The following is an 11900-nucleotide window of genomic DNA, read 5'->3' as shown; positions in this document are numbered from 1 at the left end:
GGCCCTGCGCCGGTCGGCGTGGGCGGTGGTGCCGTTGCGGGCGTCGAAGCGGGCGGCGAGGTCGTCGGCCCGGCCCCGGACCTCGGTGCGCAGTCCGGCGACGGTCCAGCTGCGGCCGGCGTATCCGGCGACCGGCAGTTCGGCGTGGCCGAGGGCCTCGACGCGCTGGAGCAGGACCTCCACGCCGGTCAGGAAGTCGTACTGGTCCTGAGGGGAGTCCACGTCGTCGAACAGCACCCGGTTCTCGGCGAGCAGTTCCAGACCGCGTGCCTCGTTGCCGGTCAGCGCGCAGAACTCCAGGTGCCGGCCGACCTCTCCGGCCATGGACGGGTTGCGGCGGGCGCCGCGGTAGCCGGCGAGGTGGACGGCGCGGGCCCGCTCGGTGTCACCGGTGCGCAGCAGGGGCAGCAGGGCGTGCGAGAAGGAGCGGGCGGGTTCCTCCTGGCAGCTCTCCTTGCCTTCGAGGACGGGTTCCCAGGCGCGCAGGGCGCGGGCGTCGTCGCCGGTCGACAGGTGGTGGAGGGCGCGTTCGCAGGTCTCGCAGGCTTCGCAGTCGCTGAGCGGGGTGCGGCTGCGGGCCGCCCACAGCTCGTAGGCGGTGGTGGCGTCGTCGGCGCCGGTGTGGGCGGCGAGGAGGTGGACCTGTCCGTAGTACGGCTGGAGGCCGAGGCCGGCCTTCTCGTACCGGTCGCGCATCTCGGTGAGCCACTGGCGCAGGCCGGCCAGCGGGATCTCGGGCAGGGCGCGCAGGGCGTTGGCGACCCACTTGAACCGCCAGAACAGCAGGTGGCGCAGTTGCTCGTTGAAGACGTCGGGCTGTTCGTCGTAGAGGTTGAGCAGCCGGGCGAAGACGACGGGGGCCTTACGGGGTTCGGCGCCGTAGGTGTACGCCTCCTGGAGGGCGAGGAGGGCGCGGACGAGGGCCAGGGGGTCGCCGAGCTGTTCGGCGGCGTCGGTGAGTTCCTCGGCGGCGATGGTGCGGGGGCGGCCGTAGGGGCGCTGCTGGTTCTCCTGGAGCCCGGCGTACAGCTCGTCGGTGTTCTGGGGCGCGGTGGGCATCGTCAGCTGTCCTTGCGGAGGGCGTGGGCGAGGAGGTCGAGGAAGGAGCGGTTGATCAGGCTCGACTCGGCGGGCCTGAGGGGGCGCCGGGACAGCATCGCGGCCTGCCCGTACAGGGCTTCGGCGCTGGTGCGGGCCAGTTCGGGTTCGCCGATGGCGACGGCCGTCCGGACCAGCGGGTTGAGCTGGTTGAGGATCAGCTGGGCGCGCGGGGCCTCCTGGCGCAGGGCGCCGAGGATGTCGCCCCAGATGCCGCCCTGTCCTTCGCGGGCGAGCTGGGAGCGGGTCCGTTCGTGCCGGGCGTCGCGGCTGTCGATGAGCAGGGCGGGCGCGGAGGCGGGCTGGAAGGTGCGCAGGGCGACGTCGCAGTCGAAGACGGCGAGGGCGTCGCGGGCCATCGCCAGGTAGGGCGCGGCGGCGAGTTCGGTCTCGCGCTCGACGGGGTCGAGGTGGGCGGTGAGCGTCGCCGGGTCGAGGTCGGCGACGGTGACCTCGGGCCGGATCTCGGGGAGGCGGTGGACCAGTTCCCGGTCGTAGGTGTAGCCGCCGTTGACGACGCCGAGGCCGGCGGCCGACGCGATCGCGGCGATCTGCCGGAACTCCTCCACGCTGTTCGTCACGAGGACCGTGCGGTGGGTGCGGGCGAACTCGTCCAGGCTGGTGCTCCCGGCCGTCGTCTCGAACGGCAGCCAGGGCAGCAGCATCCGCAGGATCTCGTCGTCGTGCACGGCGAGCGACTTGACGGCGAGGTGGTGGGCGCGCAGGAAGCGGGAGAGGAGTTCCGGGTCGCTGGCGGCGACGCGGGAGATCCAGGCGCGCAGCCGCTCGGCGAGCGCGTCGCGTACGGCGGCGAGGGTGTCGTCCTCGTACAGGGACTCGCGGGAGGCGGTGGGGCGCAGGCTCTCGGCGTCCACGACGCAGCGGACGAAGAACGCCCACTCGGGCAGGATCTCCTCCGCCTGCTCGGAGAGCAGCATGCCCTTGATGTGCACGCGGTGGCCGTGGCGACGGCCGGGGGGCACGGCTTCGGGGAGTACGCAGGCGATGCCCTTGAGCCCGACGGCGGGCAGGTCCAGGTCGATGGTGTCCAGCGGCTCGAACCCGAAGACCTCCGTGCCGTACGCGGCGAGCGCGCGGGAGCGGGCGCCCGGCGTCGGGTGGGTACGGGCCCAGGGGGCGGGTTCCGGGTTGACGCGGGTGGCCGGGCCGCCGGTGCCGTCGTCGAAGGTGACGGGGTGGCGGAGCAGGGAGCCGAACTGCCGGGCCAGGGCGTGGACCTGGGCGGGGCGGGTCCACTCCCCCGCGTCGGTGCGCGGGGTGAGGGTGACGGTGGTGCCGGGGCGGGGACGGGCGGTGGCGGGCAGGGTGCGCACGGTGTAGCTGCCGTCGCCGCGTCCCCGCCACTCGACGGCGGGTGCGCCGGGGGTGCGGGCGGAGCGGCTGAGGACGTGGATCTCGTCGGCGACGAGGAAGCAGGAGAGCAGGCCGATGCCGAACTGGCCGATGAAGTCGCCGCGCTGCTCCGCGATCCGTTCGGCGCGCTTGCTGCTGCGGCCGATCGTGGCGAGGAAGGCGTGGACGTCGTCCTCGGTGAGCCCGACGCCGTCGTCCTCGACGCGTACGACGGTTCCGTCGGCGTGGAGGCGGATGCCGTACGCGTCGGCGGCGGCCGGCTCCAGGATGTGCCGGGCGGTGAGCGCGTCCACGGCGTTCTGCAGGAGTTCGCGCAGGTAGACGCGGGGGCTGGAGTAGAGGTGGTGCGAGAGGAGGTCGACGAGGCCCCGGAGGTCCACCTGGAAGGTGCGGTCGTCGCCGGTCTGGGTCGAAGCGGTGTCGGGCGGAGTCATCGGGCAGTCCCGGGGGTGAGGCGGGCGGATGGGGTGACGGCGGGGGCGTTCAGGCGCGGCGCTGGTGGCGGGCGAACTGCTTCTCGGGTTCGCCGAAGTAGGCCCAGGGCCAGCGGGTGAAGGCGCCGTCGAGGGCGCGGAAGACGCGCTTGACCGTGTGGCGTTCGTCGGCGAGCGAGAGGGCCATCGCGAAGATGTTGAAGTCGTGCTGCCAGCCGGGGCGCCGGGGGTAGGCGGGGTGCAGGATGCTGTGGTCGGCGGCGCGGCGCAGCTCGTGCTGGATCTCGGGCGTCCGCAGGCAGTCCGGCTCGTCCGACTCCACCCAGTCCTCGATGTGCGCCATGGCGATGACGCAGCCGAGCCGGTCGCCTTCGGGGGCGCGGGCGAACGCGTCGCGGGCGAACCGCATGGCCTGGCCGGGCTCGCCGCTCCAGCGGGGCTGCAGCAGGGACAGCCACTCCAGGTGGGTCTCCAGGTCCAGCGGGGCGCGGCGCAGGGCGGCGTCGCGCCGGACCTCGGTGATGTCGAATCCGAGGGACATGCCGCGGCCGGAGATGAGGAGCTGGCGCCAGGGGGTGACCCACTCGGGGCGCAGCTCGGCCGCCTGGAGCAGGTGTTCCTCGGCGATGCGGAGCCGTTCGTAGAAGATCTGCCACTGCTCGCGTGTCACGTTCGCGGCCCGGGCTCCGGTGCGCGCGTCCCAGCCCCATCTGATGTGGCGCGCCCCGGAGATGAGGAGGGCGGTCGCCCGGTGTTCCCCATCCTCCTCGACGGCCTGGCCGATCCACTCCTCGACGCCGTCCAGCTCCGCGAACTCGCCCAGGACCCGGTGGTCGGTGCCGATGTCGAAGGGGGCCAGTGCCTTCCGGACCGCGTCCCAGTCCCCGGCTTCGGCGGCCTCCACCAGGGCGAGGACCCGGGTGTCGCCGAGGGCGCGCAGGGTGTACATGCCGTTCTTGGGCCGGCGCGGGGCCGGAAGCGTGTGCGGGTCGGGCGCCGGTCTCGCCTCGTCCCTGCCGAAAAGCTTGCCGAACATGCCGCGCCCTCCCCTGGTCCCGCCTGCTGGTTCGGTGCAGCATAAGCGCCGCCGCCGACAGTGGTTCCACAGGCCCTTCACGGATGCTCCACGCCTCCGGTGCGGGGGTGCGGGAAGGGGGTGGGGTCGGGTTCCGCGCCTGCGCCGGGGGCCCCGCGTGCACGGGGCGCGCGGTGGTGCGGCGCAGAAAAACCGTTGTGGAATGATCATCACACCGACTACCGTCCGGGGCATCGGCGTGTAGCTCAGTCAGGAGAGCACCGGGCTCTGGACCCGGAGGGCGCAGGGGCGGAACCTGCCACGCCGGCTATGAACGACAACGCTGAGCAGCAGCCCCTCGCGGCGAACCCGTCCTACGCGGAAGGCCGGTTGGCGGCGGCCTTCGTGACCGCGCTGACCCACCAGGACGCCGACACCCGGCACCGTGCCGAACTCCGCGTGCGGCGGTGGCGGGAGGTGCTGGCCGGCATGGCGTACGGCCGGATCACGGTCGGTTCACGCACCCCCGTCGCCGGGTTCCCGTCCTGGGTGACCCCGCAGGTGCTGCGGGGCGGCTTCGCCACCGGCTCCGCGAGCGCGGGCGGCCCGCTCCAGGCCCACGAGACCGACGCGGCCCGGGACTTCGGCGTGCCCGCGGAGCGGCGCGCGCTCTTCGCGCACTGCCTCACCGAGCCGGGACTCGCGTGGCTGTGGGGCCTGCTGGACAGCGGCGCGTACGAGGTCGGCGTGCCCGAGGAGGCCGCGCTGCTGACCGTCGCGTGGCTGGTGCGCCACGGGGAGCACGGCGCGGCGCTGGATCTCGTACGGGAGCTGGAGCCGTTCGCCGATCGGCTGCGGTTCCTGCCCCGCCCGGCCGGCCGGCCCGGGCCCGACGCCGACGCCTTCGTCCACCGGCGCACCGTCGCGCAGAGCGTGGACACACTGGTGCGGCGGCGGCCCGCCCCGGCCGTCGAGACGCAACGCGAAGCTCTGGCCGTGTGGCAGCCGTTCGGCGACGAACTGCTCGCGCACTGGCTGTCCACGGCGCGCGACGGCGAGGTCCTCGCGCTCGCCCCGGACGCCGGCTGGCGGGCCCGGAGCGAGGCGCTGCTCGACCGGTACCGGGAACTCGCGGAGCGGCACACCCTGTGCACCAAGCACCGCAAGCCCAAGGAGAACCTGGGCATTCTGCGCGGGGCGCTGGAGGAGGTCGTCGCGGGGCGGCCGCTCACGCCGCGCCGGCTGGGCCTGCTGCGGCACGCCGTGCGGTCGATGGTGCGGCGCCGGGGCCTGCCCGGTTCCGACGCGCACCAGGAGCTGCGCCGGCGTCAGGCCGATCAGGCGGCGCTCCCCTCCCACCACGCCCTCGCCCAGCTGATGATCCGCCGGCTCGCCGTCCTTCCGCAGGACACCGGGATCACCGACGTCGCGCCGCTCCTGGGCCCCGTGACGGCCCAGGAGGGCGAGGACACCGGTCTGCCCGCCGGAACCGTCGTCCCGGCGGCCATCGGCCGGACGGTGGAGGCCTCGCTGAGCGCCCCGCTCGCCACGCTCGTCGAGCGCGGGGTGGTCCCGTCCGCCGAGGTCATGGCGGAGCTGGTCCCCCAGCTCGTCGCCGCCGCGACCGCGCACGCGTACGAGGACGAGACGCTGCGCGCGGTGATGGCGGCGAACTACCGGGCGTTCCGCCGGCGCCGCTCCCTGCTGCTGCTCAACCTGGAGCAGCAGGTGCGGGTGGAGGAACTGCCCTGGGTGCGGGCGGTGTCGGGCCGGCGTTCCGCCGTACCGGGCGCTTCGGACGACGCCGGCGCGCTGTCCGTGCTGCGGCAGCTGGGCGAACTGGCGGTGCAGGCGTTCCCCGGCACGCTGCTGCCCAACCCGCTGGTGCGCGAGTTCGGTGTGCTCGGCCGTCAGTGCGACCTCGGGGTGCCGTTCGTGGAGGAGCTGGCCGCCGACATCTTCATGGGGACGTTCAGCCCGAAGTTCCTGAAGGCGGCCCGCGCCGCGGGCGACCTCCTCGCCGGCTCGCTGTACGAGCGCTACTACGGCATCGACTACGCGGCGATCCGCAACCTGGCGATCGCGGAGGCGGGCGAGGCCCTGACCCGCGGTCACGCGGCCCGGTCCAGCCCGGGATTCGCCCGGTTGTGCGCGGAGCGGGCCGGATCGGTGACGCAGCGGTGGTCCACCGCCGCGAACGGGAAGGTCATCGAGCAGGCGCAGATCCTCACCACGCACAACCTGGCCACGCTGGCGGGCCGGGTGGGCATCGCCCCGCAGCCCGGCTGGGCCGATCTGGCGCACCGCTCATTCGTCACCGTGTGCCGGCTGGTCACGCGCGTCGGGAGCGACCGGTGGCCGCTGCGCACGATCAAGGACGCCGCGTACGCGTGGCGGCAGATGATCTTCCACCTGTCGCTGTGCACGGAGGCGGAGCGGCGGCGCTTCCTCGCCGGGATGGCGGCGGAGACGGCCCGCCACCCCGCCGTGGTGGCCACCCGTCTGGGCCCGGCGCTGGCGGGCCTGGTCCTGGTCGCGGAGGGCGGTGCCTTCGGGCCGGACGGCACGGCGGACGGCGGACGGGCCCGGCGCCTCGTGGGGTGGACGACGGAGCGCCACTGGATGCGGTGACGCCTCTTCCGGGCGCGGGGCTCACCAGTTGCGGGGCTCGATCATCGCCTCGACGTCCACGTCTGGGAAGCCGTAGGCCGTGGCGAGGAACCAGAAGTCCTCGGCTATCTCCTCGCGCGCCACGGTCTCGATGCTGCTGCCCGCCGCTTCGAACTTCTCCTCCAGCGCGTTGAACTCCTCGGTCGCGGCCCGGGACAGCACGTACAGGGCGGCCGGGTCCGACGGCTGTTCGGCCTCGATCCACTCGCACAGCCGGCGCAGGATCGCCCGGCCCTCGTCGAGGAGGTGCGGGGGGAAGTAGTCGTCCTCGTACAGCGGCTGCAGGAACGCGTGCTCCGCCACCTGCTGGTTCGTGATCGGCATGGCGCCCCGTTTCCTTGGTCGTGGTGTCGTGCCCATCGTGCACGACACCACTGACAACAGGCCCCGCCGGGGGCGACGGCGGTTGTCGCCCCCGGCGGGTCAGGGGGTCAGCCCCGGTCGATGAGCTGCTTCATCAGGTCGATCTCGGCGCTCTGCGAGGTGATGATCCGGCCGGCCATCTTCTTCGCCGGGGCGTGCGCGCCGCCGGACTGTTCGGCCCTGGCCATGTCCACCGCACCCTCGTGGTGCTCGATCATCATCTTCAGGAACGCCCTGTCGAACGCCCGGCCCTTCGCCTTCTTCAGCGCGTCCATGTCCTCGGCGGTCATCATGCCGCCCATGCCGCCCATGGTGTGGCCGGAATGGTCCGTGGAACCCTCGGCCGGGACGTCCTCGCCCCAGGAGGCGAGCCACCCGGAGAGCGTCCTGATCTCCGGCTCCTGGGCCTTCTCGATGTCCTCGGCGAGCTTCTTGACCTGCGCCGAACCCGCTCGGTCCGGCGCGAGTCCGGCCATCTCCACGGCCTGGCGGTGGTGCGGGATCATCCCCTGCGCGAACGCGGTGTCGGCGGCGTTGTGCCGCCCCGCCGACGCCGGTGCCGAAGCGGAGGCCGAAGCGGAGGCGTGGCTGCCGTGGGCGGGGGTGGTGCTGTCGCCGTCGCCGCCGCAGGCGGTCAGCAGCAGGCAGGCGGTGCCGGCGGCCACGAGGGCGGCAGCACGGCGGAAGGTCGGGCGGTTGTGGGTCATCGTGGTGCAACTCCTTGACGCGCGTCGCCCGGTGGGCGCGCGGTGGGTTCTGTGGAAGAGGGCAGGGCGTGGCACGGCACCGGCGCCCGGAGGCCGGGCGAGCGGGTGCCGTCCGGGCCGCGCTCTAAATCCGCAGGAGTTGCAGTTCGGACAGGTCGGGCGGCGCCCGGACCGCCCGGGCCGACTCCGGCACGCCGGCCGGCCGCACGGCGGTGGCCGGGGCGCCGCTGAGCACGGCGCTCGGAGCGGGCGGGGTGTACGGGGCACCGACCCCGGGCGCCGCGCACATCCCGTCGGCGTGGTCGGGACGGCCCGTGCCGTCGTCCGGGTGCGCGCACTGCCCGGCCCCGGCGGACCCGCTCTGCGCCTGGGGCATCGTCATGGCGTGGTCGGCCCGGGCCGCGGGGAAGGCGTCGGCGGGCAGGGCGTGCATGCCCAGGACGCCGGCCAGCACCGCGAGGACCAGCAGCGCGTACAGCCGCCCGGTGGGCAGGCTGCGGGTACGGCTGCGCGTGGTCACCGCCTCATCGTACGAGGCGGAGCGCGCCGCACCGGGCAGGGGGCGCCGGCGGCACGATCGGGCCGTCGCGATGGTGTGTCGGTCCGGCGTGCCACACTGCCGCCCATGTCACTTGCCGCGCTCACGCTCGACCACTGGCGGACCTTCGACCGGACCGCCGCCCACCGCACCGCCCGGGAGGCCGCCGGCCTGGTGGGCGGCCGGGTGACGCTCGTCGAGGCCACCGAGCACCTGGGGGCGCCGCTGCACCGTGTCCTCATCGAGCGGGACGGCCAGGAGTTCGCCCTGATACCCGGCGGCGTGGTGCGGGTCGGCTTCGACCCGGACGCGTGGCAGCCGACGCCGGAGCAGAGCGCCGACTACGCGCAGAGCGTGGCGCAGGGCTTCGGGTGCGCGCCCGATCTGCGCGGCCACCTCGCGCAGGTGCTCACCGCACCCCGGACGGTGCGTCTGGCGACCGTCCTCATGGCCGTGGAGGGCGAGGAACTGACGGCCCCTCCGGCCGACATGCCGGCCGCCCTCGCGGCGCGCGGTCTGCGCCTGCCCGGCCCCGACGAGTGGGAGCACGCCTGCGGGGCCGGAGCGGCGACCCTGTTTCGGTGGGGCGACGAATGCCCCCTCGACCGCCTCCCGTACGGCGAGCCGTTCGGCCCCCTGAAGGAGCCGAACGCCTTCGGCCTGCGCATCGCGTACGACACCTACCGCTCCGAGATCTCCAGCGACCCCACCGCGGTCCACGGCGGCGACGGCGGCGAGTCGGTGTGCGGAGGCTACGGCAGCGTACTGGGCTGGCTCCCGCTGGCCACCGCCAACCGCAACCCGTTCATGGCGGAGTTCGTGTACGGGCCGGAGGGCGAGGACATGTACGAGGACGTCACCACCCGTCCCGTACTCCCCCTCTGAGCCCCGGCGCGCCCCGGGGGCCGGGCCCGTCCGGGCGGCCCCGTGTCCGCCTCCGGCCGCCGGGTCAGGCGGAGCCCCGCGGGGCGATGACGGCGAACGATCCGCCCTGCGGGTCGGCCAGGACCGCCATGCGGCCGGCGACCATGTCGAAGGCGGGCGCCAGGACGGTCGCCCCGGCACGGACGGCCGCCGACTGGACGTCGTCCACGCTGTCCACGTTGAAGTACACCTGCCAGTGCGGCGGCACGCCGTCGGGCATCATGCCGAGGTCCATGATCCCGCCCACCGGCCGTCCGGCGACCCGGAACTCGATGTAGCCTTCGGCCCCCTCCATCTCGGAGGGTGCCGTGGTCACCGGCAGGACGGACGAGTAGAAGGCCGACGCCGCCGCCGGGTCGGGGGTGACGAGTTCGCTCCAGATCAGCGCGCCGGGCTCGTTGACGATGGCGGCGCCGTCGAAGGTGCCGGGCTGCCACAGGCCGAACGCGGCCCCCGCCGGGTCGGTGACAACCGCCATCCGGCCGAGGTCCATGACGTCCATCGGGCCCACGACGACGTGGCCGCTGGCGTCCGTGACGGAGGCGAGCACGGAGTCGATGGCGTCCGTCGACAGGTACGTCGTCCACGCGGTCGGCGGCATCGGGTCGGGCACCGTGCCGTCCGGGTTCATCGCCTTCATGATCCCGGCGACCGGCTTGCCCTTGAGGGTGCAGAGGGAGTAGCCGCCCTGTTCCGGCGGGCCGACCTCGCCCTGCCAGCCGAAGAGGTCGCAGTAGAAGTCGAGGGCCGCCTGCTGGTCGGGGACCATGAGGTCGATCCAGCAGGGGGTGCCGGGCTTGTAGGGGCCGTTCATGTCGGGCACGGGTGCCTCCGGGGGGCGGGTCTCGGGGACGGACTGAGCGTCCTTACCCGATTCGCGCGGAGGGTATCGGTCCAGGCAGGTGAACCGCCCGGACGCGCCGGAGGTGGCGGAGCGGTTCGTCAGGAATCGAGAAGCGGGCGGGGCGCGGGCGTACCTAGCCTGCACGTCATGGACAGTCCACGCATCCATCCCTGGTTGCGCCGGGTGCGCGACCGCATCGACCGGGAGTACCGCGAGCCGCTGGACGTGGAGGCGCTGGCACGCGCCGCACACATCCCCGCCGGGCACCTCAGCCGGCAGTTCCGTACGGCCTACGGCATGTCCCCGTACGCCTACCTGACCGCGCGCCGCATCGACCGGGCCACTCTGCTGCTGCGGGGCGACCTCGAGGTGGACGCCGTCCGCCGCGCGGTGGGATGCGCGACTCCGGGGATCTTCGCCACGCGGTTCGCCGAACTGGTGGGCCTGACGCCGGAGTCCTTCCGGGGCTGCGCCGGGAACGCGACCGGACCGGGCGGCGGGCCCCGCGCGGCGGTCGCCCCGGCCGGTGTCGAGGACCTGCCGGTGTGCCTGGCGCAGCGGGTGGCGCGAACGGTCAGGAATCAAGAAGCCCTCGCACCCCACCGGCCCCTACCGTAGTTCCGGGGCAGCCACTCCCCCTCCCCCTTCACCAGCCGTTCCGCACGAGAGGTGCACCCACCATGCCGTCCACGAAGTCGACGTCCACCGGCAACTACAACGGATTCACGGCCGAGGAGCGGGCCGCGATGAAGGAGCACGCACGCGAGGAGAAGAAGGCGGCCGCCCGGCGCGGCGCCTCCCGCGCGGAGAAGGAGGCGGCCGCCGAGCAGGACGTCCTCGCGAAGATCGCCGAGATGGGGGACGCCGACCGCGTCCTCGCCGAGCGTGTCCACGCCATCGTCCGGGCCACCGCGCCCCAGCTGGCGCCCAAGCTCTGGTACGGGATGCCGGCGTACGCCAGGGACGGCAGGGTCGTCTGCCACTTCCAGAGCGCGGAGAAGTTCAAGTCCCGTTACGCCACGCTGGGGTTCAGCGACCAGGCCGCCCTGGACGACGGCGCGATGTGGCCGGCCGCGTACGCTCTGACCCAGCTGACCGAGGAGGTCGAGGCCCGCATCACCGCGCTCGTCGCGCAGGCCGCCGGCTGACATTCTCCCTCGGTGTCTTCGTCCGGCGATGGGAGACTGGCCGCATGGACATGGGCCGTGAGTCCCGGTGGGAGAAGGACGCGATGACGGTGGAGATCGTCTTCGCGCTCGTCACCGGCGCCGTGCTGGCCGCGGCCGTCTTCGCGCTGGTCGCCGGGTTCGCCGTGCTCGTCGGGCTGACCGGTGAGGCGCGCCACGACACGCTGACCGGCGGCGCGGTCGCCGGGGCGGCGGCCGGGGTGTGGCGGGTGGTGCGGGTGCTGCGCCGGTTCGACGGGTGGCGGCGGCAGGGGCACTGAACGCGGGCCCGGCCCGGACCACACCCCGGCGCGGGGCTCAGTTGCCGGGAGGCAGCAAATTCCGGGTCAGGGAGAACGCCGAACTCGCCGTACTGAGAAGGGTGTTGACGCGGCCGAGGATGCGGCTGTCGCGCCCGCTGCTCTGGGTCAGGGCGCAGGAACCGAACCGCCACCCCTCGACCCGTACGAGCCGGTGTTTGACCGGTTCCGCCGGGACGAGAACCTCCACGCGGACCCCGTTGCGTTGCGCCGTCAAGGCGCTTGCTTTTACGTGGAGTTGGGCTTACCCGGAAGATCGCAGCCCGCTGTCTCCGGGCCGTGTGCCCGCCGGTCTGCAACTGGGGTATGACAGCCGGGTTGGCACCCCGGTATGACGCGGGGCGGGTGGAGTCGCACCTACGGTTCGGGCACCGCGCCGACGCCGAGAAGGGACTCGCCATGACGACCGACGCCGCCACCGCGCCGCACCACCGCCGCCGCCCGCTG

12 protein-coding genes, 1 tRNA gene and 1 pseudogene are annotated in these 11900 nt (G+C 73.9%); 6 read left to right on the top strand and 8 right to left on the bottom strand.

Going from position 1 to position 11900, the window contains the following annotated elements:
- The 3 genes and pseudogenes from MHW47_RS23830 to MHW47_RS23820 form a co-directional block, all read right to left on the bottom strand.
- Positions 1–1059: pseudogene (locus MHW47_RS23830) on the bottom strand (hypothetical protein); the annotation flags it as partial.
- Positions 1060–1061: 2 nt separating this feature from the next.
- Positions 1062–2906 carry an HSP90 family protein gene (locus MHW47_RS23825; protein ID WP_239225820.1) on the bottom strand — a complete coding sequence of 615 codons (1845 nt, stop codon included), beginning with the start codon at positions 2904–2906 and terminating at the stop codon, positions 1062–1064.
- A gap of 49 nt (positions 2907–2955) precedes the next feature.
- Positions 2956–3942: a hypothetical protein gene (locus tag MHW47_RS23820; RefSeq protein WP_239225819.1), complete on the bottom strand. Its 987-nt coding sequence runs from the start codon at positions 3940–3942 to the stop codon at positions 2956–2958.
- Between the two features lie 234 nt (positions 3943–4176).
- On the opposite strand from MHW47_RS23820, the gene MHW47_RS23815 reads away from it, so the two are divergent.
- Together MHW47_RS23815 and MHW47_RS23810 are read left to right on the top strand one after the other, a co-directional pair.
- Positions 4177–4249, top strand: a tRNA-Gln gene (locus MHW47_RS23815).
- A gap of 2 nt (positions 4250–4251) precedes the next feature.
- The gene (locus MHW47_RS23810) at positions 4252–6552 is read left to right on the top strand and encodes a hypothetical protein (protein ID WP_239225818.1); all 2301 of its coding nucleotides are present in this window, start codon (positions 4252–4254) and stop codon (positions 6550–6552) included.
- 21 nt (positions 6553–6573) lie between these two features.
- Here MHW47_RS23810 and MHW47_RS23805 read toward each other — a convergent pair whose 3' ends face one another.
- The 3 genes from MHW47_RS23805 to MHW47_RS23795 all read right to left on the bottom strand — a co-directional run bounded on the left by MHW47_RS23805 (position 6574) and on the right by MHW47_RS23795 (position 8181).
- A complete protein-coding gene (locus MHW47_RS23805) occupies positions 6574–6915 on the bottom strand; it encodes a DUF5713 family protein (RefSeq protein ID WP_239225817.1) in 342 nt (113 codons plus the stop codon).
- Between the two features lie 107 nt (positions 6916–7022).
- Positions 7023–7661: a DUF305 domain-containing protein gene (locus MHW47_RS23800; RefSeq protein WP_239225816.1), complete on the bottom strand. Its 639-nt coding sequence runs from the start codon at positions 7659–7661 to the stop codon at positions 7023–7025.
- 124 nt (positions 7662–7785) lie between these two features.
- Positions 7786–8181 carry a DUF6153 family protein gene (locus tag MHW47_RS23795; protein WP_239225815.1) on the bottom strand — a complete coding sequence of 132 codons (396 nt, stop codon included), beginning with the start codon at positions 8179–8181 and terminating at the stop codon, positions 7786–7788.
- Positions 8182–8286: 105 nt separating this feature from the next.
- Between MHW47_RS23795 and MHW47_RS23790 the strand changes: the two genes are divergently transcribed.
- Positions 8287–9084, top strand: coding sequence for a hypothetical protein (locus MHW47_RS23790; RefSeq protein ID WP_239225814.1), 798 nt, complete (start codon positions 8287–8289; stop codon positions 9082–9084).
- Positions 9085–9148: 64 nt separating this feature from the next.
- Here MHW47_RS23790 and MHW47_RS23785 read toward each other — a convergent pair whose 3' ends face one another.
- Positions 9149–9937, bottom strand: coding sequence for a VOC family protein (locus tag MHW47_RS23785; RefSeq protein WP_239225821.1), 789 nt, complete (start codon positions 9935–9937; stop codon positions 9149–9151).
- Positions 9938–10114: 177 nt separating this feature from the next.
- Between MHW47_RS23785 and MHW47_RS23780 the strand changes: the two genes are divergently transcribed.
- The 3 genes from MHW47_RS23780 to MHW47_RS23770 all read left to right on the top strand — a co-directional run bounded on the left by MHW47_RS23780 (position 10115) and on the right by MHW47_RS23770 (position 11414).
- Positions 10115–10585: a helix-turn-helix transcriptional regulator gene (locus tag MHW47_RS23780; RefSeq protein WP_239225813.1), complete on the top strand. Its 471-nt coding sequence runs from the start codon at positions 10115–10117 to the stop codon at positions 10583–10585.
- A gap of 62 nt (positions 10586–10647) precedes the next feature.
- A complete protein-coding gene (locus tag MHW47_RS23775) occupies positions 10648–11115 on the top strand; it encodes an iron chaperone (RefSeq protein WP_239225812.1) in 468 nt (155 codons plus the stop codon).
- 44 nt (positions 11116–11159) lie between these two features.
- Positions 11160–11414 carry a DUF6332 family protein gene (locus tag MHW47_RS23770; RefSeq protein WP_239225811.1) on the top strand — a complete coding sequence of 85 codons (255 nt, stop codon included), beginning with the start codon at positions 11160–11162 and terminating at the stop codon, positions 11412–11414.
- 37 nt (positions 11415–11451) lie between these two features.
- Here the strand turns inward: MHW47_RS23770 and MHW47_RS23765 are convergent, their stop codons facing one another.
- The gene (locus MHW47_RS23765; protein ID WP_239225810.1) at positions 11452–11643 is read right to left on the bottom strand and encodes a hypothetical protein; all 192 of its coding nucleotides are present in this window, start codon (positions 11641–11643) and stop codon (positions 11452–11454) included.
- Between the last annotated feature and the right edge of the window lie 257 nt (positions 11644–11900).

It is taken from the genome of Streptomyces sp. OfavH-34-F (assembly GCF_022347745.1).
In the GTDB taxonomy this organism is placed as follows: domain Bacteria; phylum Actinomycetota; class Actinomycetes; order Streptomycetales; family Streptomycetaceae; genus Streptomyces.
The sequence above is the reverse complement of the archived record's forward strand: the minus strand, read 5'-3'. Positions and strand labels throughout refer to the sequence as shown.

What these genes read in the sequence shown, in the direction of transcription:
- MHW47_RS23820 (WP_239225819.1), bottom strand. Translation starts at nt 3,942, where the DNA reads ATGTTCGGCAAGCTTTTCGGCAGGGACGAGGCGAGACCGGCGCCCGAC.
- MHW47_RS23800 (WP_239225816.1), bottom strand. Translation starts at nt 7,661, where the DNA reads ATGACCCACAACCGCCCGACCTTCCGCCGTGCTGCCGCCCTCGTGGCC.
- MHW47_RS23770 (WP_239225811.1), top strand. Translation starts at nt 11,160, where the DNA reads ATGGACATGGGCCGTGAGTCCCGGTGGGAGAAGGACGCGATGACGGTG.
- MHW47_RS23775 (WP_239225812.1), top strand. Translation starts at nt 10,648, where the DNA reads ATGCCGTCCACGAAGTCGACGTCCACCGGCAACTACAACGGATTCACG.
- MHW47_RS23790 (WP_239225814.1), top strand. Translation starts at nt 8,287, where the DNA reads ATGTCACTTGCCGCGCTCACGCTCGACCACTGGCGGACCTTCGACCGG.
- MHW47_RS23805 (WP_239225817.1), bottom strand. Translation starts at nt 6,915, where the DNA reads ATGCCGATCACGAACCAGCAGGTGGCGGAGCACGCGTTCCTGCAGCCG.
- MHW47_RS23810 (WP_239225818.1), top strand. Translation starts at nt 4,252, where the DNA reads ATGAACGACAACGCTGAGCAGCAGCCCCTCGCGGCGAACCCGTCCTAC.
- MHW47_RS23780 (WP_239225813.1), top strand. Translation starts at nt 10,115, where the DNA reads ATGGACAGTCCACGCATCCATCCCTGGTTGCGCCGGGTGCGCGACCGC.
- MHW47_RS23785 (WP_239225821.1), bottom strand. Translation starts at nt 9,937, where the DNA reads ATGAACGGCCCCTACAAGCCCGGCACCCCCTGCTGGATCGACCTCATG.
- MHW47_RS23825 (WP_239225820.1), bottom strand. Translation starts at nt 2,906, where the DNA reads ATGACTCCGCCCGACACCGCTTCGACCCAGACCGGCGACGACCGCACC.